Here is a 20,977-nt window from a genome sequence, read left to right on the forward strand (position 1 = left end):
CTTGGAATCGGTGGCACGAATCCGGATACCTGAAGCCGCATGGCCTCGTCCGCCAAAAACGGCGATTTACAAAATTAGATCAATAGTTTGCGTTTATAAACGGAAACTAGATCAGGACAGCGCGCGCCTGCCGAAAATCGTCTGCAGGAATTCACCGAGCCAGCGTTTGAGATGCATGTCCCAGATCAGCCGGCCACCGAGATGGTCGCGGCCGGGCTGCGCGCCGGGCAACTCGAAGCGATGTGCGCCGCGAACGACCCAGCGCTGCATCATCGCCCTGGTCAGTTCGCCATGGAACTGGATGCCCCAGGCATTGTCGCCATAACGAAAGGCCTGGTTGGGATAGGTTTCGGCCGTCGCCAGCAGTGTCGCGTCCTTCGGCAGCGAGAAGCCCTCGCGGTGAAACTGGTAGACCATCTCAGGCCAGTGCATCAGCTTCTTGCCGTCCTCCGTCGCCTTCAGCGGATACCAGCCGATCTCAACCAGCCCCTCGCCATGACCCTCGACCTTGCCGCCAAGGTGGTTGACCAGCATCTGCGCGCCGAGGCAGATGCCGAGCAACGGCCGGTTCTCCCTGAGCGGAACTTTCAGCCAGTCGGTCTCGCGGCGGACAAAATCGTCCTCGTCATTGGCGCTCATCGGTCCGCCGAACACCACGGTTCCGGCGTGACCGTCCAGTGTTTCCGGCAAGGTGTCGCCGAGCGGCGGGCAGCGGAGATCGAGGTCGAAGCCTTCTTCGATAAGCATGTGGCCGACGCGCCCGGGGCTCGAACTCTCCTGATGCAGCACGATCAGGATTTTTGGTCTCGGCCTCGGCATGGATGGCATCGGGATCCCGTCTATTCGTCGCTCGACGTTCCAGTGGCGCCCGGCGCTTCGGCGGCCGCCTTGCGGCGTGCCTCGACGCGGTCGTGGCGTTCGACGCCGATCAGCTCGGCGACCCGCCAGACGATATTGTCCTCGAGTTCGTGCAATTCACCATCGGCGTAGACGATTTCCCACATCAGGCCGATGAAGGCTTTTCGCGCGTCTGGATCGAGCTGGCGCTTCAACACGCTGGTGAAGGCGTAGAGGTCGATCGCCTCATTGTCGGCCCGCTCGCCGGCAGCGGCAAGCGCGTCGAGCTCGTCGCCGCTGATCGAATAGCTTTCCGCCAGCACCGCCTTGAACCGCTCCCATTCGGCATCCTGACGCACGCCGTCGGCACTCATCACATGGTAGAGAAGGGCGGATGCGGCAACGCGCGGATCATCGGCGTTGTTGCGGGCGCTGCCAGCTGCCGGCAGGTCCTTCAGAAACGACAGAACGCGTTCGAACATGTGATTCTTACTTCCCATCGGCCAAAACTATCAAGCTCAGCCAAATCAGAACAATCGAAATTTGCGTGGTGATTTTTGGTCTTCGTCATCCGGATCGACGCCGGGGTCGTCGGGCAGCCGGGCCAGTTCCTCCGCCGGTTCGACAGCTTCGGCATCCGGCGCGGTGACCGGCGTAACATCGTCTTCGCCGCTTTCCGATGCCGTCGCGGTGGTCGGTTTTTCGGACGAACCAGCGGGGTTCAGCTCGATCACATTTTCCTTTGCCGGCTTTATGGGCGCCGCAATGGTCGGCACCGCGACGTCCGGCGCGTCCTCGTCACTGTCGATGAGCGGGCCGAGCCGCTCCATCGGCGCCCGCCACTCGAAGGCGTCGAGCCTGCCGGTGATCGGCGACACCGGCGCCCAGCGTTCGGAGACGACGCCATCGGCAACCCAGGCCGGATCGCGCGGTGCACGCACTGCCTTGGACAAAAGCTGCCGCACCTTGCCCTGATCGCCGGTCTCGGCCTCCTCGATGTCGGCCAGAAGCAGATAGGCGCCTTCGCGGCGATCCATGCGAATGGCTGCCTCGGCCTCCTGGCGGGCGGTTGAAAAGTCCTGCGCGTCGAGCGCGGCGCGCGCCACCGCCAGCGAGGATTCGGCGTGGTTCTTCTTCATCTCCTGCAGCTTCTTCGCCCGGTTCAGGCGGTCGAGCACGGCATCGCCCGGCCGGGCGTGTGTGTAAAGCTCGGCGATCTCCGGATGCGGCTCGGCTTTCCACGCCGCTTCGAGTATCTTCGCGCCCTTGCGCACGTCGTTCTGCCTGAACAGCAGTTTAGCTGCGACGACCGCCGCCGGGGCAAAATCCGGCCGCAGCCGGTTGGCCTCGAGAGCAGCGGTTTTGGCGGCATTGGGATCGCTGTCGATCAGCGACTGCGCCTTTGCGGTGAGCAGCACGGCGCGACGCCGGTTGGCGGCGTCGCGCTCGATCTGGCGCGTCGATTTCTGCGCGTCGACCAGTTTCAGCGCGCCGTCCCAGTCGCCGCGCCCGGTCAGGTCTTCCAGCGTCGATTCGGCGGCCCAGGCCAGTTGCGGCGCCATCACCGCGGCACGGCCGGCATAGTGCCGCGCCGCGTTGCGATCACCGAGGCGCTCAGCCTCGAGATAAAGCCCGCGCAGGCCGAGCAGCCGCATTTCCGGATCATCGAGCATGGTCTCGAACTTTTCGCGCGCACCCTCGTGGTCGCCTTCCAGCAACGAAGCTTGCGCCCCCAGCAGATGGATCAGCGGCTCCTGGTCGGAGCGGATCAGCTTTGCCGCTTCCTTGGTCTTCTTGCGGGCGAGCGCTCCGTCACCGGCGCCGGCGGCGATCATGCCGGTCGACAGTGCCTGATAGCCACGATCGCGACGGCGCACGCGGAAATAACGCGAGATGGTGTAGGGACTGTTCCACAGCGCCTTGAGCAGCCACCAGACGATCATCACCGCGGCAACCGCGGCGACAACCGCCACCGCCGCCACCATCAGGCTGACCTGGTACTGATAGCCGCTGAAGGTGACGACCATCTCGCCCGGCCGGTCGGCCAACCAGCCGAAACCCAGGGCGAGCGCGAAAACGACGGCGAGGAAAAGCAGAATGCGAATCATCGGGTTTCCCTCACGCCTTCATCGCACCTGATATCAGCGCGTCGACCTGCTTCTCAACCTCGATTCGCGCCTTCAATCTGCCGGCGAAATCGGCGCCGGCAGCCTTCACCGCCTCGGGCAGCCTATCGTATTCGTTGAGCGCCTTGGCGTAGTCGCCCTGGTTGACCGCCACCTCCATGCGGGCGACGGTTTCCGGTGCCCCGGCGCCTTCGACGGCACCGATCGGCCTGACCTTGACCAGCGATTCGGCGCTCGACAGCAGGCTTTGCAGGAAGCCGGCATTCTGGTCGACGGGCTCGGACGCAGCGACCATGGCATTGGCGGCGGCAGGCATTTCGGCGGCGATCTCCGCACGGGTCGGAACGCCCTTTTCGGCGTAGGCACGTAAGCCTGCGATCTCAGGTGCATCCGGTGAAATCGCCGCAAAGGTTTCGAGTTCAGCAGCGAATGGCGCACCGCGGTCGAGGGCAGCCTTCAGCGCCGAAGCGGCGATGGCGAGCGCAACCTTCGGCTGCCCTGCCTGTGCCTCGACCTTGCCGGAAAGCTGCGCCACCGACTGTTCCAGCGCCGCAAGCCGGCGGTCCTGCGCCGTCGCCGTCTCACCCGCGGATTTCACCGCCGCGTCGAGCCCGGCCAGCTTTTCGTTGAGCGGCCCGAGATCGACCGGCGCCGTATTGCCGGCTTGGCCAAGGGCAGCGACCGCCGTCTCGATCTGCCTGACCTTGTCGCCAAGCGCTGCAAGCCCGGCAGTGTCGCCTGCGCCGCCCTGCTCGACCGCCGATTTCAGCGCCGCGACATCCGTCTTGACCTGATCCAGCGCCGACGACAGCCCGTCCACCTTGGCCGACGCATCATTGTTGCCGGCTGTGTCCTTGAGCCCGGCGATCTCGCTCTTCAGCGAAGCGATTTCGCCATTGATGCTATCGAGCGACACGCCGCCCGAGGAGACATCGCCAGCCCCTGGCGCGCCGAGCAGGCCCGCAAACTGCAGCCCTCCGGCGGCAGCGAGCGCGATGACGCCGCCGATAATGCCGGCAGCGATGCCGTTGATGCCGCCACGCTTCGGCTGCGCTGCCATGCCTTCATACCCTGTCTGGGTTTCTTTCGGCGCTTCATCGGTCCCGCCGCTGGTCCCCGTCCCGCTGGCCCCTCTCCCACTGGCTTTGGCGGATGCGTCGTCGAAGTCGTAGTCGAAGGCCCGGTTCGCTGATGCCTCCGAGCCGGCCGGATAGGTCGGTTTGGGTCCTTCGGCACCTTTGGCGCCGCCCTCTGCCGGCTCTTCCGAGCCGGCCGGCGGGGCCGCGTCGGCATGTTCCCACGGCTCGATGTCGGTCTGATCGGCATGCACGGGTTCTTCAGGCGCTTCCGGCTGCGACGCGTTTGCCGCTTCCTCCGCCTTCGCCTCGTCGGTCCGCCCGTTGGCGGCATCCTCGTCGGCAACGCGCGAGACAGCGCCGGGTTCGAGCTCGATGGTCACCGGCTCGCGACGGCTTTTCGAATGCCGCATCTTCGGCGTCTTGACCATGCTTAGGCTCCGCAAAATTCGCTTCTGGATGGTTCAGAAAGGGTCTAGCACATCACCAAGCGGTGAAAAGGGGGCGGCGTGATGACACGGGGTCAACGCCACGTCCGCAAAAGCTCCAGCAGTGCCTCCTCGCTGGGCTCCGGCGCAACGCGGAGCTTTTCTGAGGCGACAGTTTCCAAGGCTGCGGCAATACGTCCGGACAGCGCGAAAAACCATGTCCCTTCAAAAAGATCGCGCAGCGCCGGCCGTTCGGTCAGGGCCTGCATCGCTGCCGCCGGCTTGGCCGAAAAGAGCAGCACCGCTTCAACCGGCTGGCCGGACAGGCGCGCAAGGATTGCAGCGTCCGAATAGCTTGGCGCAACGGTGTCGTAGGTCTCGATGGCGCGGACGTGGACACAAGCGGCCTTCAGCCGCGCCTCGAACGCCGGAAACCGCACGCGTCCGCACAGATAGATGATCGTCTTTGCCATGAAGCCGCCGGCAAGCGCATCGGCCAGCGCCTCGGCATCGCCGGGGCCTTCGCTGACGGACAGGAATCCCGCCGTGCGGGCCGATTCCGCTGTCCGTCTGCCGACTGCATGGCACGGCAAAGCGGCGAGCGCCGCGATGATTTCCTTCGGCGCATGGCGCACAGCATTGGCGCTGGTGACCGCAACGGCGGCGGCATTGTATGCGACCCCGTCCGCATCGACCGGCAGAGCCACCGTTTCGGTCAATGGCAGCAGGATCGGCTGAAAGCCCTGATCTCGCAGCCGCTGTGCCGTGCGCGAGGCGCCCGGTTCCGGCCTCGTCACCAGGACGCGAACCATGTCAGGCCCAGCCGTCGAAGAATTTTTCGCCGGCCCTGGCCCGCACGGTCCTGGCGGCGTCCTCGCCGATGCGGGCGGCATCCTGCGCAGGGCCTTCCGCTTTGACCTCATGGGATTGCGTGCCGTCCGGCGAGATGATCAGCCCGGCGAAGAAAACCGTTCCGCCCGATATCGTCGCATGGCCGGCGATTGGGGTGCGGCACGACCCGTCGAGCGCCGCAAGGAAGGCGCGCTCGCAGGCCAGCGCCTGTCCGGTCGGCACGTCGTGGATTGCCGTCAGCATCCTTTCCACATCGAGGTCACCGACGCGGCTTTCGATGCAGATCGCGCCTTGCCCCGGCGCCGGCGGAAAGCTGTCGAGCGGCATCAGGTCGGTGATGACATTCTCGAGCCCGAGCCGCTTCAGCCCGGCATAGGCGAGGATGGTGCCGTCGGCGACGCCCTCGTCGAGCTTGCGCAGCCGCGTCTGCACATTGCCGCGAAACATCACCACCTCGAGGTCCGGCCGCATCCGCCGGATCAGAGCCTGGCGCCTGAGCGACGACGAGCCGACCTTCGCGCCGTGCGGCAATCCGGCGATCGTTTTCGCCGCCTTGCCGACGAAAGCGTCGCGCGCATCCTCGCGCGGCAGGAAGGCGGCTAGTTCCAGCCCGTCCGGCAACACCGTCGGCATGTCCTTCGACGAATGCACGGCGATGTCGATGCGGCGCGCCAGCAGCGCTTCCTCGATCTCTTTGGTGAACAGGCCCTTGCCGCCGGCTTCCGCCAGCGGCCGGTCCTGGATGCGGTCGCCGCTGGTCGAGATGACGACCACTTCGAACGCCTCAACCGGCATGCCGTGCGCCGCCATCAGCCGCGCCTGCGTTTCATGCGCCTGCGCCAGCGCCAGCGGGCTGCCGCGTGTTCCGATTTTCAAGGTTGTTTGCATGGCGCGCCGTCCGTGATAACCCCCGGCAGATTGAGGCCGTTTAACCAGCCTTTCTCCTAACGGGGAAAGGCTGGTTGCACAATCTCTAGGGATGGCGACGAATTGATCCGCGTTCTGGGCATTGAGACGAGTTGCGACGAGACCGCCGCCAGCGTGGTAGCGCTGGACGCCGGCGGCGCACCCAAAATCCTGTCAGATATCGTGCTCAGCCAGATCGAGGAGCATGCCGCCTTTGGCGGCGTCGTGCCGGAAATCGCCGCACGCGCCCATGTCGAGGCGCTGGACGGCATCATCGAGGCAGCGCTCGCCGATTCAGGCGTCGATCTCGCCGACATCGACGCGATTGCTGCGACCGCCGGCCCCGGCCTGGTCGGCGGGCTGATCGTCGGGCTGATGACGGCGAAAGCCATTGCCGCGGCCGCAAACAAGCCGCTGATCGCCATCAACCACCTCGAGGGCCATGCGCTGACCGCGCGGCTGACCGACGGGCTCGACTTTCCCTACCTGTTGCTGCTGGTTTCCGGCGGCCACACGCAGATCGTCGCGGTGCGCGACGTCGGCGACTACCAGCGCTGGGCGACAACCATCGACGATGCGCTCGGCGAAGCCTTCGACAAGACGGCCAAGATGCTCGGCCTGCCCTATCCCGGTGGACCGAATGTCGAGAAGGCGGCGGCGACCGGCGACGCCACGCGCTTCGCCTTCCCGCGGCCAATGAAAGGCTCGGCGCAGCCCGATTTCTCCTTTTCCGGACTGAAGACCGCCGTGCGCCAGGAGGCGACGGCCATTGCTCCATTGAGCGACCAGGACGTCGCCGACATCTGCGCCTCGTTTCAGGCGGCGGTGGCGGATGCGCTGGACGATCGTGTTTCGAGGGCTCTGAACCGATTCCGTCAGGAGTTTCCAGGCGAATTGCAGCCAGCGCTCGTTGTCGCCGGCGGCGTCGCCGCCAACCGGACGATCAAGACGACGCTGGAAGGCCGGTGCGAGAAAGCCGGCTTTGCTTTCGTCGCGCCGCCGCTCAAACTCTGCACCGACAATGCCGCGATGATCGCCTGGGCCGGCATCGAACGGCTGCGCGCCGGCATATCAGGTGAGAACGCCGCCGATTTCGTGCCGCGCTCGCGCTGGCCGCTGGACAGCATCTCTGCCCCGATGGTCGGCTCGGGCCGGCGCGGGGCCAAGGCATGACCGGTAGCGGGCAGAAGGCGCCAAGCGGCTGGCGCATTGCTGTGCTCGGCGGCGGTGCCTGGGGCACGGCACTGGCGCTGGCCATGTTGCGAGCCGATCATTTCGTCCGCCTCTATGCGCGCGACCCGGAGACCGTCGCCGCTATCGACCGTGGCGAAAATCCGCGCTATCTGCCTGGCATCGCGCTGCAGGCCGGCATCGTGGCAACGAGCGACATCGAGGCTGCGCTCGACGGCGCCGACTGCGTTCTGGCGGTGGCGCCGGCGCAGTCGCTGCGCGCCATGCTGACCACCGCGAAAGGCGCTATGCCGAACGGCGTCCCGCTGGTCCTCTGCGCCAAGGGCATCGAGCGTGACACCGGCGCATTGCTATCGGCGATCGTCGACGAGATCCTGCCTGAAAATCCGGTTGCCGCCCTGTCGGGCCCGAGCTTCGCCACCGACGTCGCCAGGGGTCTGCCGACGGCCGTGGTGGTCGCCGCCCGCAACGAGGGTCTGGCAGCCGATCTTGCCGCCCGCTTCTCGGCGCAGAACCTGCGCTGCTATTCGAGCGACGATCTCATCGGCGTCGAGATCGGCGGCGCGCTGAAGAACGTTTTCGCCATTGCCGCCGGCGCGGTCACCGGCGCTGGGCTCGGCGCCAGCGCCCAGGCCGCCATGGTGACGCGCGGCTTTGTCGAATTGCGCCGCATCGGCGCTGCCTTCGGCGCCAGGCCGGAAACGCTGATGGGACTTTCCGGCCTCGGTGACCTGTTGCTGACCTGCTCGTCCGCCCAGTCGCGCAATTTCGCCTACGGGCTGGCGCTGGGGCAAGGCAAGCCGCTTGCCGGGCTGCGCTTGGCCGAAGGCGTGCCGACGGCGGCGATCGCCGCCCGCATCGCCACCGAACGCAAGATCGACGCGCCGATCATCACCGCCGTCGCCGCCATACTGGACGGCACGATCACCATCCGCCAGGCTGTGTCGGCGCTGATGACAAGGCCGCTGAAGACCGAAAGCGACGTGTAACCTCGAACGAACCGGAGATGGAAAGATGCTGTTTGCTTTGATTTGCAAGGACAGGGCCGGACGCCTGCAGGTGCGGCTGGATACGCGGCCCGAGCATGTTGCCTTCCTGGAAGGATTGAACGGCGAGAAGAAGCTGGCCTTCGCCGGTCCGTTCCTCGACACCGACGGCAAGCCGAACGGCAGCCTGGTCGTGGTCGAGGCGCCCGATCTGGCCGCGGCAGAGGCGCTATCGGCAGCAGACCCCTACGCCAAGGCCGGGCTGTTCGAAAGCGTCGAAATCCGGCAATGGAATTGGACCTTCAACAAGCCGGCGGCTGCCTGATCTCCAGCCGCCAGGAGGAGCAAAAACGATGAACTACTGGCTGTTCAAATCCGAACCCTCGGTCTTCTCCTTCGAGGACCTCAAGGCGAAGGGCAAGGCCGGCACGCAGTGGGACGGCGTGCGCAACTATGCGGCGCGCAACAACATGAAGGCGATGCAGATCGGCGATCTCGGCTTCTTCTACCACTCCAACGACGGGCTCGATGTGGTCGGCATCGTCGAGGTCTGCGCGCTGGCCCATCAGGACACCACTACTGATGATCCGCGCTGGGAATGCGTCGATATCCGCGCCGTCAAGGATGTGCCGAAGCCGGTGACGCTGGAACAGGTCAAGGCCAACCCCAAGCTTGCCGAGATGGCACTGGTCCGGCTCGGACGGCTTTCCGTGCAGCCGGTGACGCCGGCCGAATGGAAAGAGGTCTGCCGCATGGGCGGCCTGACGCCGGCTCCGTGACGGCGCTGACGCCAAACAGCGCGAAAAGCTTCATCCTCGACAACACGGCGCTGATGGCGCCGCCGCATGTGCCGGAGATCCTGCTGCATCTCGCCGACGAGGCGCATGATCTGTGGCAGCGGACCGAGGACGAACTGGCCGAAATCGGCCTGCCGCCGCCTTTCTGGGCCTTCGCCTGGGCCGGCGGCCAGGGCCTTGCCCGCTACATCCTCGACAATCCGGCTGATGTGCACGGCAAGCGCGTGCTCGACTTTGCCTCCGGTTCCGGCCTTGTCGCCATTGCGGCGGCGAAGGCCGGCGCCGCAGAGGTGATCGCCGCCGACATCGACCCGTTCTGCGCGACCGCGATCCGCCTCAACGCCGAGGCCAATGAGGTCGGGATAAAGTTCCTCGGCTCGGACTGCATCGGAACCGATGCGGGTTGGGATGTGGTTCTGGCCGGCGACGTCTTCTACGACAAATCCTTCGCCGACAGGCTGATGCCATGGTTCGCTACGCTGAAGGCGCGCGGCGCCGACATCCTGGTTGGCGATCCCGGCCGCTCCTATCTGCCGAAGATCGGGCTGGAACCGCTTGCCGTCTACGAAGTGGCGGTAACCCGGGCGCTGGAAGACGCCCTGGTCAAGCGCACGACCGTCTGGCGGTTTGCTTGACGGCACCGCCGAACAGGCGTTCCATCACGCATCGATTTTGAGAATACGCATGTCGTTGTCCCCAAAACCGCTGGGCACCCCGGTTCGGGCCCGGGAGCACGCTTTTGGGCGACATGCTTCCGGGGAGGGAATCATGGATTTTTCAGCGGTGAACTGGCTGGCGGTGATCGTCGCCGCCGTGGTGGCGTGGTTGTTCGGCGCTGCCTGGTACATGGGCTTGAGCAAGCCATGGCTCAAGGCCGCCAAGCTTGATCCGGCGACCATGAGTAAATCGCCGTTGCCCTTCGTCATCAGCTTCATCGCGGAACTTGTCATGGCGCTCGTCATGTCTCTGGTCATTGGAGCGATGACCGGTGGCGAACTGAGCCTCGTTGCCGGGCTCGTCTTCGGCTTCGTTCTCTGGCTCGGATTCGTCGCCACGACGCTTTCCGTCAATCATCGCTACCAAGGTTTCGGCTGGGATCTGACCATCATAGACTGCGGCCACTGGCTTGGCGTGCTGCTTATCATCGGCGCGGTGATCGGCTGGTTCGGCGCGGCGGAAGTCGCCGGCTGACCCTGCCGCCACGAAATAGGTCGACGACCGCCGGCTGGCCACTCAGAGCGACCTAAAGCTCATCCAAGCGTCGGTCCGGCTGCGGGTTGTGAACTTCATTCAGGAGCCAATCCCTGAACGCCACGATCCTGGGGTCGTTGGCCGAGGCGATGGGATAGACCAGATGATAGGCGAAGTCGGGCGGAACCTTGATGCCAAGTTCGAAGGGCCGGATCAGCCGGCCCTCGGAAAGGTCGTTTGCCACCATGGCAAAATCGGCGAGTGCGACGGCATTGCCGTCGAGCGCGGCCTGTACGGCGTCGGTCGAGGTGCTGAACACGATTGTCCGGCTGTCGTCGAAATCGTCGACGCCGGCCGCCGCCATCCACATCCGCCAATTCGGCCAGGTCACGCCTTGTCGCGCCCACTCGATATGGGCGAGCGTGTGATGGAAGAGATCGCGTGGCTCGCGCAGCGGTGGGCCGGACGCCAGCAGGCTGGGGCTGCACACAGGGATGATGACATTTTCGAACAGTCGGTGGGTGTAAAGGCCCGGATATTTTCCCGCGCCGAAACGGATGCCGACATCGACGTCGTCCAGCTCGAAATCGCGCAATTCGGAGGCAATGTCGAAGCGGAGCTCGATGCCCGGCCGCTGCTTGCGGAAATCATCGACGCGCCGCATCAGCCATTTTGTGGCGAACTGGGCGTCGAGGGTCACTTTCAGCAGCGCCGTTCCGCGCGCCATCTTGTGCGCCCGTGAGACGGCCCGGCCAAGCAGGTCGAGCGCGTCGGTCGAGGCCTCGAACAGCACCGCGCCCGCCTCCGTCAGCCGAATTGTGCGGCTGGTGCGCGTGAACAGCACGATGCCGAGCTGATCCTCGATTTCCTTGATCTGGTGGCTGACCGCGGCCGGCGTCAGGCCGAGCTCGTCTGCGGCGCGGGTGAAATTGAGGTGCCGGGCCGCCGCCTCCAGCGTCCTCAGTGCACGGGTTCCGGGCAGCAGGCGAGCCATCAGAGTAGGACGAGAAGAGGCCGGTCGAGCATTTCCAATCCTCAAACAAAACTTGAAGATGGAGAGAAAACTACTCGTTTCTCGTTTTAATTTCAATCCGTCATGATGTGACCATCGAACAAACATCAAGCCGGATTTGATATCCGGAGAAGCGGATTGCACCATGTCTCACATTGCCTTGAGCTCTGAAACCATCCGCCCGGCCTGGCTGCGCGCGGTGTCTGATTGGTTCCGCCATGCAAAAATCGCGATCAACCTCCCGCATGAGAACGTCGAGGATCTTCCGGACCGCCAATTGCGCGACATCGGCGCCGAACGCAAGGATGTCGCGCACGTGATGGACCGGGAACTTGGCCGGTTGGGTCTGCTCGACATCGGCTGGCAGAGGCCGCGGAAGCGGAGTAGTGAGTAGTGAGGTAGTGAATGGTGAATGGTGAAGGTGAGTAAGCGGCGCGTCGACGGATGTCCGTAACGGCCAACTTCCATACTCACTACTACTCACCATTCACCATTCACCATTCACCATTCACCATTCACTACCTCACTACCCTCATCACAGTGCGGTCCGACAGCAGCGGCAGCAGCCGGGCCATCGTGCGTGCTGTCACCGCGACGCAGCCTTGCGTCGGCGTGAAGCCGGGGCGCGCCAGATGAAAGAAGATGGCGCTGCCGCGCCCGCGGCGGCGCGGCGAAATGTTCCAGTCGAGCACCAGGCAGGCATCATAGAGCCGGTCGGCGCGCAGCATCCGCTCGTGGCTGGCGCCATAGGGAATCTTGACCGGACGGTTGTAGTTGCGGTCCTCAGGCACTTCGCACCAGCCGAGATCGGGACGGATCGGCGTCATCGCCAGCCGGGTTTTGCGGCCGCCGGAGAAATGATCGTTACGGAAATATCCCGACAGGATCCGCATCGAACCAAGCGGCGTGGCGCCATCGCCTTCGCGTTTGCCGGCCGATATGCCGCCGCGTCCCAGCGCACAGGAAAACACCAGTTTGCCGGCCTGCAGGAGCCCCTGGCTGGCGTGGCCGGGCCTAGCACGCACCGTGAGAACACAAAGCCCTTTTCGCAAAAATGCGCTCGCCTCATTGCACACGCGTTTTTTCTTGTATGATCGTGCCACGGAACAAATCATTGTGATCGGCTGTTGTGCCGGTCAGCTTCCGCATAAACAGGCAGCGGTCAACTGAATTTTCTTTTCAAAACAACGGATTGATCCATGACTTCACGCACCATTCTGATCGTCGATGACGATGACGACCTGCGCGGCACGCTCGTCGAGCAATTGTCTCTCTATGAGGAATTCGACGTCCTGCAGGAATCAACCGCCGCCAAAGGCGTCGCCACGGCCCGCGGCGGCCTCATCGATCTGCTCATCATGGATGTCGGCCTGCCCGACATGGATGGCCGGGAGGCGGTGAAGATACTGCGCAAGGGCGGCTATAAGTCGCCCATCATCATGCTGACGGGGCACGACACCGATTCCGACACGATCCTCGGCCTCGAAGCCGGCGCCAACGACTATGTCACCAAGCCGTTCCGCTTTGCGGTTCTTTTGGCCCGCATCCGCGCGCAGCTTCGCCAGCATGAGCAGAGCGAAGACGCCACATTTTCGGTCGGCCCCTACACCTTCAAGCCCAGCCAGAAGCTTCTGATCGACCAGCGCGGCGCCAAGGTGCGGCTGACCGAAAAGGAAGCCTCGATCATCAAGTATCTCTATCGCGCCGACCAGAAGGTGGTGACGCGCGACGTGCTGCTCGAGGAAGTCTGGGGCTACAATTCCGGCGTCACCACGCACACGCTGGAAACCCACGTCTATCGGCTGCGCCAGAAGATCGAGCGCGATCCTTCCAATGCAGAAATTCTTGTGACAGAAAGCGGCGGCTACAAGCTGGTTCCTTAAACATTTAACCATTCAATCAGCGGTCGGGGCAGGGGCCGCTTTCGGGTACGATCCTGAGACTGGAGGTGGTTCTGGATCGAACTCGCTGACGCATCGACCAAAAATCGGAATCTATTTTTTTGGAAAGCACGGTGCGTCGATTTCAAAGCGTTTAGAGCGTCCTTTGCGCGTCCAAAGGGAGGCTCGGCGCTCTAAGGAGGGATTGGACTGGCCGTTCGGGGACATAGCTAGATGGCGTTGGATGACGACATCCGCATCCTGTCCGCCGTGAGGCTCTTCGAGGGCTTCACGGAGGAACAGTTGCGTCTGCTCGCCTTTGGCGCGGAAGCTACCAGGCTGCAGGCCGACCACAAGCTTTACCGCGAGGACGACGAGGCCGATTGTGCCTATATCGTGGTCAGTGGGCGCATAGTCCTCTATCGCGAGCAGGATGGCGCCCGCGTCCCGATAGGAACGGCCGGCCCCGGTACCATGTTGAGCGAACTGGCGCTGATTGCCGACACCAACCGGCTGACCAGCGCATCCGCCGAGATCGATTCGGAAGTGCTGCGGCTCAGCCGCAAGATGTTCCGCCGCATCCTGGAGGAGTATCCCGATGTCGCGGTCCATCTGCACCAGCGCATCTCCGAGGATTTTCAGGCATTGATCCGCCGCATCGAGAAACTGGCGCCGCGATTCGACAACTGAACCCGGATGCTTTCAACTCGCTCTCACAACAGACCGTGAAAGCCAATCGGATCAGGGCGGCAAGGGCTGAGGTGTGTCGAGATTCAGATCAGGCCGAGCCGAGAATGGTGGGGTCCGAGAACCGGAGCGGAGCGTACTTTTGGGTACGTGAGCACCGGAAGCGCAGGAGACCACCATTCGCAGGCCGGCCTCATCTGAATATCGATATACCTAATCCAGGTCGAACCGCGCTATGACCGGCACATGGTCTGAAGGCCGTTCCCAGCCGCGCGCCGGCCGCAGGATCTCGTAGCCGGCAAAGCTCGTGACCAGGTTTGGCGAGGACCAGACATGGTCGAGCCGCCGGCCGCGATCCGACGCCTCCCAATCCTGCGCGCGATAGCTCCACCAGGTGTAGAGCTTCTGCTCATAAGGCACGTTGAGCCGCATCAGGTCGACCCAGTTGCCGGCGAGCCGCATCGCCTCGAAACTTTCCGTCTCGACCGGCGTATGGCTGACCACTTTCAGGAGCTGCTTGTGCGACCAGACATCGTGCTCGAGCGGCGCGATGTTGAGGTCGCCGACCAGGATCGAGCCGGACACTTCGTCGTGCTCGGCACGGATGGCGTTCATTTCGGCGACGAAATCCAGCTTGTGCCTGAACTTGCGGTTGATCTCCGGATCGGGCTCGTCGCCGCCGGCCGGCACATAGAAATTGTGCAGCAGGATCGCCTTCCCGCCGGCCCGCACGGTGACCGACAGATGCCGGCAGTCTTCGATCTCGCAGAAGCGGCGCTTTTCGACCACTTCGAGCGGCCGGCGCGCCACCGTCGCCACGCCGTGATAGCCCTTCTGGCCGTGGAACACGATGTGCTCGTAGCCGAGCTTGCGAAACGCCTTTTCGGGAAACAGTTCGTCGGGAACTTTGGTCTCCTGCAGGCAGAGCACGTCCGGTGCCTGTCCGACAAGCAGGCGTTCGACGAGCGGCATGCGCAGACGGACGGAATTGATGTTCCAGGTAGCGATGGAAAAGGGCATGTTTGGGATTCCGGGACGGCGCAAGGTCCGCCAGATGGCTCCGACGGAAAGTCAATCCCGGAAACTACTGCCAGCCGCGCACCGCAAAAACAAGCCGGCCGCGCCTGGTAAGGCACGGCCCATGACTTCGCACAGCTATCGAAACAAGGCCGATTCCAAGGTGTGTTGAGATTCAGGTCAGGCCGAGCCGAAAATGGTGGGTTCCGAGAACCGGAGCGGAGCGTACTTTTGGTACGTGAGCACCGGAAGCGCAGGAAACCGCCATTCGCAGGCCGGCCTCACCTGAAAAACAGCGGACCCTACCGCGACTTGGTGTTCAGTTCGCGGTTCGCCGTATAATCGATGGCAAAAGTGTCGGGGGCGAAGCTCACGCCTTCCCTGACGTTGAAGATCATCACCGTCGTGTCCTTGCCTTGCGCATCGGTGATCGTCCACTGACGCAATTCGTAGGTTTTCGGATCGAACATCATGGTGATCTTCGAACTGCCGAAAACCGATTTGTCGGCGAGTTGAATGGTGGTGACGTCGTTCTCTTCCTTGACGCTTTTGACGCGGCCGCCGGAGAGATCGATCTTGTTGTCGAGCAGCAGCTTGAGCGGCGTTTTCGACAGTGGGTAGAGATCGGACGTTTTCAGCCGCTTGTTGAGGATGACCACCGACTTGCCGTCGGAAATCACCCTGAAATTCGACGTCCCGTCATAGTTGAAGCGGATCTTGCCCGGCCGTTCCAGAAAGAACTTGCCACCGGTCTGCTCGCCCTTGGGTCCGAACTGCACGAATTCGCCGGTCATCGATTTGACCGAGGAAAAATGGTCGGCGATCTTCTGCGCGGTGGGTGGGACCGCCGCTTGCGCCGACGCCAGCAACTGGATCCCGGGTACGACGTTGATGGCCGCAGCACCTGCCAGGACCAGGCCGAGGCCAAGCAGCTGGCGGCGGGTCGGGGCAAAGTCGCTGATCGTGGCAAAAGAAGAGTTTTTCATGCCGGTCACTCTCGTCTGGTTTATCTGTTGTCGCAGTGTTTGGCCCCCCAGTTGGGCTTAAGTTTGGCGGCCGAACAGCGCTTGGTCGTTGCAAACGCGCCAGAAGCTTCAAAGTTGCCGCCGTCGACGTTGCAGCCGGGCAAATCCCCTGGTTCTTGCCGGTCGGATCAGAACTTGTCGTCCTCCGTCGGCACCAGAATCTCGCGTTTTCCGGCATGGTTGGCCGGGCCGACAATGCCTTCCTTCTCCATCTTCTCGATGATCGAGGCGGCGCGGTTGTAGCCGATGCCGAGCCGGCGCTGGATGTAGCTGGTCGAGGCCTTGCCGTCGCGCAGCACCACGGCAACGGCCTGGTCGTAGGGATCGTCGGAATCCTCGAAATTACCGCCGCCACCGCCCGAACCACCCTTGCCCGACGGCTCGTCGTCGTCCTCATCGTCATCCTCGGTGATGGCGTCGAGATATTCCGGCACGCCCTGCAGCTTCAGATGCGCGACGATCTTCTCGACCTCGTCATCGGAAACAAAGGGGCCGTGTACGCGCTGGATGCGGCCGCCGCCGGCCATGTAGAGCATGTCGCCCATGCCAAGCAGCTGTTCGGCGCCCTGCTCGCCCAGGATGGTGCGGCTGTCGATCTTCGACGTCACCTGGAAGGAGATGCGAGTCGGGAAGTTGGCCTTGATCGTGCCGGTGATGACGTCGACCGACGGCCGCTGCGTCGCCATGATGACGTGGATGCCGGCGGCGCGCGCCATCTGCGCCAGGCGCTGCACCGCGCCTTCGATGTCCTTGCCGGCGACCATCATCAAATCGGCCATCTCGTCGATGATGACGACGATGTAGGGCATCGGCTCGAGATCGAGGTTTTCGGTCTCGTAGATCGCTTCACCGGTCTGGCGGTCGAAGCCGGTCTGCACGGTGCGCGAGATTTTCTCGCCTTTCTTCTCCGCCTGCTGCACCCGCGCGTTGAAACCGTCGATGTTGCGGACGCCGACCTTGGACATCTTGCGGTAGCGGTCCTCCATCTCGCGCACGGTCCATTTCAGCGCCACCACCGCCTTCTTCGGGTCGGTGACGACAGGCGTCAAGAGATGCGGGATGCCGTCATAGACCGAGAGCTCCAGCATTTTCGGGTCGATCATGATCAGCCGGCAGTCCTGCGGCGTCAGCCGGTAGAGCAGCGACAGGATCATGGTGTTGATGGCGACCGACTTGCCCGAACCGGTTGTGCCGGCGACCAGCACGTGCGGCATCTTGGCGATGTCGACGATGACCGCCTCGCCATTGATGGTCTTGCCCAGCGCCAGCGCCAGCTTGGCCTTGGTGGTCTCGAAATCGCGGCTGGCCATGATCTCCCTGAGATAGACGGTCTCGCGCTTGGCGTTCGGCAGCTCGATGCCGATGGCGTTGCGGCCGGGCACCACGGCGACGCGGCAGGCGATCGCGCTCATCGAGCGGGCGATGTCATCGGACAGGCCGATGACCCGCGACGATTTGATGCCGGGCGCCGGCTCCAGCTCGTAAAGCGTGACGACCGGGCCGGGGCGGACATGGATGATCTCGCCCTTGACGCCGAAATCCTCCAGCACGCCCTCGAGCAGACGGGCATTCTGCTCGAGCGCGTCCTTGGACAGGCTGGCGTCGCGCACGACGTTCTTCGGTTCGGACAGGAAATGCAGCGACGGCATTTCGAATTGTTCGGAACCGATCAGCGAGGTCTGGGCTTCGCGCTGGACACGAGCGCCCGGAACGGGCCGGGGCGCAGGCGCCGCGACGCGTGTGGCCGCATCGGAGCGGAACGGCTGCACCTTCGCATTGGGCGCAGTGCTGCGCTGGCCCACGGGCTCCGGCGCAAAATCCATGTCGTCGTCATCGTCAAAAACATCGGCGTCGTCGGGACCGAGCGAGGCACTGCGGTCGTTGACCATGGCGGCGAAGAATTCCGGCTCGACGCGGGCGCGGCCATCGGCACTCATCCGCGATTCGGCGAATTCGGCCGATTCGACCCGCTCGGCAGCACGGCGCCAGGCGCTGGCGCGCGGTTCCATCTCCGGTTCGAAATCGTCGCGCTCCCGGCGGCGCGCGGCGCGGCGGCGGAGATAGGCGCGCAACGACAGCCACCAATGGGTGATCGCGCCAAGTGCCAGAATGCCCTCGTCGCCCTCGTCCTCGTCACTGTCGAAAAGCAGGTCGTCCTGGTCCCGGGGATCGGGCGCGGCCGGTTGCTCCAGGACGGCGAAACCGTTCTGGCGTGCAATCAACGCCGAGCCATAGGCAAACAGCCACAGTGCCGGCGCGGCGAGAAGCACGGCGAGCACGCTGGCGATGAGGCCCGTCGGGTAGCCGCCGACGACGAGGCCGGGAATCTTGAGCACCATGTCGCCGAACACGCCGCCGAGACCGGTCGGCAGCGGCCAGGTCTTGGGCGGCACCACGCAGCCGGCGATGGCCGCGGCAAGTACCGCGAAGCCGAACCAGGCGAGCCCGCGCCTCGGCAGCCTGTCGACGCCGCGCGCCGAAAACAGCAGAAATCCCCAGACCACCGCCGGCACCAACGCCGCGACGGCAGCAAGGCCGAAGAACTGCATGGCAAGGTCGGAGAAGACAGCGCCCACATAGCCCATGGCGTTGGTGACGATGTTATCGGTGGCGTGGGAGAAGCTTGGGTCGGCGACGTTCCAGGTGGCGAGGCTGGCGATACCGAAGGCGACCAGCGCAAACAGGCCGGCGCCGACCAGCCGGCCGACCTGACGCCGCGCGAACGCCCGGATGCCCTGCCCCGTATCGGCCAGCGCGAGCGGTGCTGAAGCCCCTGAACGCATGCTCTTCCCCGTCTATCATTGCCCGGCCGATAGCGTGCGCGCAGCTCGGCAGATTCGGGCTCCAGACTATCGGCGGGAAGGTTAAGGCAGCATTAACTATAAGGGGTTGGGGGAAGTATCTTGCGGCGAGTATCTGGCTCGGCCATCTGCGCGCAAAAAAAGAGGCCCGGAACGTGTCCGGGCCTCAATGCGTGAGCCCTTTCGGGAGCATCACGACGGGAGGGAGGATGCGGGACGGCCGAGGCCGCCCCGGACAGGGCTTACGGGTGGTAGGCCGCTTCGCCATGTGCGGTGAGGTCGAGCCCTTCACGCTCTGCATCGGCTGTCGGACGCAGGCCTACGATCATATCGACGATCTTGTAGAGGATGGCGCTGCCGATGCCCGACCACAGGACGGTTACCAGGACACCCTTGAATTGCGACCACAGCTGGGTCGCCGTGCCGGCATAGCCGGCGGCGAAGTCGGCTGTCGAATAGTCGACGATGCCAGCGCCGCCGAGGGCGGGATTGACCAGGATGCCGGTGCCGAGTGCACCGATGATGCCGCCGATGCAGTGGATGCCGAAGACATCGAGGCTGTCGTCGTAGCCGAACTTGTTCTTCACGACGGAGACGAAGAAGTAGCAGACGCAGCTGGCGACGATGCCGAGCACGATGACGCCCATCGGCCCGCCAAAGCCGGCAGCGGGCGTGACGGCGACAAGGCCGGTAACCGCGCCCGAAACCGCGCCAAGCATCGACGCTTTGCCGCGCAGCAGCGTTTCAAGCACGATCCAGGTCACTGCCGCCGCCGCTGTGGCGACGAAGGTGTTGACCATGGCCAGCACCGCATAGGCATTGGCTTCGAGGTTCGAACCGGCGTTGAAGCCGAACCAGCCGACCCACAGCAGCGAAGCGCCGACCATGGTCAGCGTCATCGAGTGCGGCGCCATGACGTCCTTGTTGTAGCCGATGCGCTTACCGATCATCAGCGCGCCGACAAGGCCGGCGATGCCCGCATTGATGTGAACGACGGTGCCGCCGGCGAAGTCGATGGCGCCGAAGCCGAAGATGAGCCCCGACGGGTCGCTATAAGCGCTCGGGCCGCCCCAGAACCAGACCATATGCGCGATCGGGAAATAGACGAATGTGACCCACAGGATGGTGAAAAGGATCACGGCCGAAAACTTGACGCGTTCGGCGAAGGCGCCGACGATCAGGGCGGGCGTGATGCAGGCGAAGCTCATCTGAAAGATGACGAACACCAGTTCAGGAATGGCGACGCCCTTGGTGAAGGTTTCCGATACCGTCGTCACGTCGACACCGGCAAGAAACATCTTGGAAAGGCCGCCGACGAAGGCATTGCCGGGGGTGAAGGCAAGGCTGTAGCCGTAGAAAACCCAGACGATCATGACCACGCTGGTGATGGTGAAGACCTGCATCAGCACCGACAGCATATTTTTGGCGCGAACCAGGCCGCCGTAGAAAAGCGCAAGGCCGGGAATGGTCATCAACAGCACCAGGATGGTGGAAATCATCATCCACGTCGTGTCGCCCTTGTCGACGGTAAAGGCCGGCGCCGCTGGCGCTGCCGGTGCGGCCGGCGCCGCTTCCTGCCCGAATGCGGCGACCGTGCCCAGTGCTGCGATAGCGAGCGAGCCCAGCAGCGCGGTGCGCGCCGCCGACTTCAAAGTAGAAGGAATATTCATTGAACTCTCCATTGGAATACGTGTCCGCAGCTCAAAGCGCGTCGGTGTCTGTTTCGCCGGTGCGAATGCGCACCGCCTGGTCGATGCCGAAAACGAAGATCTTGCCGTCGCCGATCTGACCGGTCTTGGCCGCCGCGGTGATGGCTTCGACGGCCTTGTCGACCATGTCCAGGCCGACCGCGACTTCGATCTTGATCTTCGGCAGGAAGCTGACCGCGTACTCCGCCCCACGATAGATTTCCGTGTGTCCCTTCTGCCGCCCGTAGCCTTTGACTTCGGTGACGGTCAGGCCCTGGATGCCGACTGCGGTGAGCGCTTCGCGCACCTCGTCGAGCTTGAACGGCTTGATGATTGCCATCACGATTTTCATAAGGTTTCACCCTTTGCTGTTGCGGTCCCCCGCGTTTGTACGACGTCGCCGATCCTCATGAGAGCCGGAGAGTGCCCGCTAGGATTCAAGCTCCGTGCCAATTGCCGAAGCAGGGTGTTAACCTG

Annotated in this window: 22 protein-coding genes; 9 read left to right on the top strand and 13 right to left on the bottom strand. The window is 64.0% G+C overall.

Annotation, left to right across the window (positions count from 1 at the left end):
- Positions 1 to 111 precede the first annotated feature (111 nt).
- The 6 genes from CIT26_RS28095 to hemC all read right to left on the bottom strand — a co-directional run bounded on the left by CIT26_RS28095 (position 112) and on the right by hemC (position 6,207).
- Positions 112 to 828, bottom strand: a complete 717-nt coding sequence (locus CIT26_RS28095; RefSeq protein WP_095495562.1) for a glutamine amidotransferase — start codon at positions 826 to 828, stop codon at positions 112 to 114.
- 11 nt (positions 829 to 839) lie between these two features.
- The gene (locus tag CIT26_RS28100; RefSeq protein ID WP_095495563.1) at positions 840 to 1,319 is read right to left on the bottom strand and encodes a tellurite resistance TerB family protein; all 480 of its coding nucleotides are present in this window, start codon (positions 1,317 to 1,319) and stop codon (positions 840 to 842) included.
- Positions 1,320 to 1,364: 45 nt separating this feature from the next.
- On the bottom strand, positions 1,365 to 2,945 hold the full coding sequence (locus CIT26_RS28105; protein ID WP_095495564.1) for a heme biosynthesis protein HemY: 1,581 nt from the start codon (positions 2,943 to 2,945) through the stop codon (positions 1,365 to 1,367).
- A gap of 10 nt (positions 2,946 to 2,955) precedes the next feature.
- Positions 2,956 to 4,470, bottom strand: a complete 1,515-nt coding sequence (locus CIT26_RS28110; protein ID WP_095495565.1) for a COG4223 family protein — start codon at positions 4,468 to 4,470, stop codon at positions 2,956 to 2,958.
- Positions 4,471 to 4,562: 92 nt separating this feature from the next.
- Entirely contained in the window at positions 4,563 to 5,279 is a 717-nt protein-coding gene (locus CIT26_RS28115) for a uroporphyrinogen-III synthase (RefSeq protein WP_095495566.1), read from the bottom strand.
- Position 5,280: 1 nt separating this feature from the next.
- Complete coding sequence (gene hemC, locus CIT26_RS28120; RefSeq protein WP_095495567.1) at positions 5,281 to 6,207, bottom strand: hydroxymethylbilane synthase; 927 nt, start codon at positions 6,205 to 6,207, stop codon at positions 5,281 to 5,283.
- Positions 6,208 to 6,312: 105 nt separating this feature from the next.
- Between hemC and tsaD the strand changes: the two genes are divergently transcribed.
- The 6 genes from tsaD (at position 6,313) to CIT26_RS28150 (ending at position 10,390) form a co-directional block, all read left to right on the top strand.
- Positions 6,313 to 7,398 carry a tRNA (adenosine(37)-N6)-threonylcarbamoyltransferase complex transferase subunit TsaD gene (tsaD, locus tag CIT26_RS28125; RefSeq protein WP_206072826.1) on the top strand — a complete coding sequence of 362 codons (1,086 nt, stop codon included), beginning with the start codon at positions 6,313 to 6,315 and terminating at the stop codon, positions 7,396 to 7,398.
- On the top strand, positions 7,395 to 8,405 hold the full coding sequence (locus CIT26_RS28130; protein WP_095495569.1) for an NAD(P)H-dependent glycerol-3-phosphate dehydrogenase: 1,011 nt from the start codon (positions 7,395 to 7,397) through the stop codon (positions 8,403 to 8,405). Before tsaD ends, CIT26_RS28130 begins: the two co-directional genes overlap by 4 nt.
- A gap of 25 nt (positions 8,406 to 8,430) precedes the next feature.
- A complete protein-coding gene (locus CIT26_RS28135) occupies positions 8,431 to 8,727 on the top strand; it encodes a YciI-like protein (protein ID WP_095495570.1) in 297 nt (98 codons plus the stop codon).
- 28 nt (positions 8,728 to 8,755) lie between these two features.
- The gene (locus tag CIT26_RS28140; protein ID WP_095495571.1) at positions 8,756 to 9,181 is read left to right on the top strand and encodes an EVE domain-containing protein; all 426 of its coding nucleotides are present in this window, start codon (positions 8,756 to 8,758) and stop codon (positions 9,179 to 9,181) included.
- The gene (locus tag CIT26_RS28145; protein WP_206072822.1) at positions 9,136 to 9,834 is read left to right on the top strand and encodes a class I SAM-dependent methyltransferase; all 699 of its coding nucleotides are present in this window, start codon (positions 9,136 to 9,138) and stop codon (positions 9,832 to 9,834) included. Before CIT26_RS28140 ends, CIT26_RS28145 begins: the two co-directional genes overlap by 46 nt.
- Positions 9,835 to 9,967: 133 nt before the next feature.
- Complete coding sequence (locus CIT26_RS28150) at positions 9,968 to 10,390, top strand: DUF1761 domain-containing protein (RefSeq protein ID WP_095495573.1); 423 nt, start codon at positions 9,968 to 9,970, stop codon at positions 10,388 to 10,390.
- A 52-nt stretch (positions 10,391 to 10,442) separates the two neighbouring features.
- Here CIT26_RS28150 and gcvA read toward each other — a convergent pair whose 3' ends face one another.
- Complete coding sequence (gene gcvA, locus CIT26_RS28155) at positions 10,443 to 11,384, bottom strand: transcriptional regulator GcvA (RefSeq protein WP_095495574.1); 942 nt, start codon at positions 11,382 to 11,384, stop codon at positions 10,443 to 10,445.
- A 163-nt stretch (positions 11,385 to 11,547) separates the two neighbouring features.
- On the opposite strand from gcvA, the gene CIT26_RS28160 reads away from it, so the two are divergent.
- Entirely contained in the window at positions 11,548 to 11,796 is a 249-nt protein-coding gene (locus tag CIT26_RS28160; RefSeq protein WP_095495575.1) for a hypothetical protein, read from the top strand.
- Positions 11,797 to 11,920: 124 nt separating this feature from the next.
- Here CIT26_RS28160 and CIT26_RS28165 read toward each other — a convergent pair whose 3' ends face one another.
- Positions 11,921 to 12,517 carry a L,D-transpeptidase family protein gene (locus CIT26_RS28165; RefSeq protein ID WP_095495576.1) on the bottom strand — a complete coding sequence of 199 codons (597 nt, stop codon included), beginning with the start codon at positions 12,515 to 12,517 and terminating at the stop codon, positions 11,921 to 11,923.
- 84 nt (positions 12,518 to 12,601) lie between these two features.
- On the opposite strand from CIT26_RS28165, the gene CIT26_RS28170 reads away from it, so the two are divergent.
- Both CIT26_RS28170 and CIT26_RS28175 read left to right on the top strand, forming a co-directional pair.
- The gene (locus CIT26_RS28170) at positions 12,602 to 13,285 is read left to right on the top strand and encodes a response regulator transcription factor (protein WP_029349304.1); all 684 of its coding nucleotides are present in this window, start codon (positions 12,602 to 12,604) and stop codon (positions 13,283 to 13,285) included.
- 231 nt (positions 13,286 to 13,516) lie between these two features.
- On the top strand, positions 13,517 to 13,972 hold the full coding sequence (locus tag CIT26_RS28175) for a cyclic nucleotide-binding domain-containing protein (RefSeq protein ID WP_095495577.1): 456 nt from the start codon (positions 13,517 to 13,519) through the stop codon (positions 13,970 to 13,972).
- A 210-nt stretch (positions 13,973 to 14,182) separates the two neighbouring features.
- On the opposite strand, the gene CIT26_RS28180 is transcribed toward CIT26_RS28175, so the two are convergent.
- From CIT26_RS28180 to CIT26_RS28200, 5 genes are all read right to left on the bottom strand, one after another.
- On the bottom strand, positions 14,183 to 14,989 hold the full coding sequence (locus CIT26_RS28180) for an exodeoxyribonuclease III (RefSeq protein ID WP_095495578.1): 807 nt from the start codon (positions 14,987 to 14,989) through the stop codon (positions 14,183 to 14,185).
- Positions 14,990 to 15,288: 299 nt separating this feature from the next.
- Positions 15,289 to 15,972: an outer membrane lipoprotein carrier protein LolA gene (locus CIT26_RS28185; RefSeq protein WP_095495579.1), complete on the bottom strand. Its 684-nt coding sequence runs from the start codon at positions 15,970 to 15,972 to the stop codon at positions 15,289 to 15,291.
- 167 nt (positions 15,973 to 16,139) lie between these two features.
- Complete coding sequence (locus CIT26_RS28190; RefSeq protein ID WP_095495580.1) at positions 16,140 to 18,794, bottom strand: FtsK/SpoIIIE family DNA translocase; 2,655 nt, start codon at positions 18,792 to 18,794, stop codon at positions 16,140 to 16,142.
- Positions 18,795 to 19,054: 260 nt separating this feature from the next.
- A complete protein-coding gene (locus CIT26_RS28195; RefSeq protein ID WP_095495581.1) occupies positions 19,055 to 20,482 on the bottom strand; it encodes an ammonium transporter in 1,428 nt (475 codons plus the stop codon).
- Between the two features lie 31 nt (positions 20,483 to 20,513).
- Complete coding sequence (locus CIT26_RS28200) at positions 20,514 to 20,852, bottom strand: P-II family nitrogen regulator (protein WP_023800571.1); 339 nt, start codon at positions 20,850 to 20,852, stop codon at positions 20,514 to 20,516.
- Positions 20,853 to 20,977 lie beyond the last annotated feature (125 nt).

It is taken from the genome of Mesorhizobium temperatum, from assembly GCF_002284575.1.
Classification (GTDB): Bacteria; Pseudomonadota; Alphaproteobacteria; order Rhizobiales; family Rhizobiaceae; genus Mesorhizobium; species Mesorhizobium temperatum.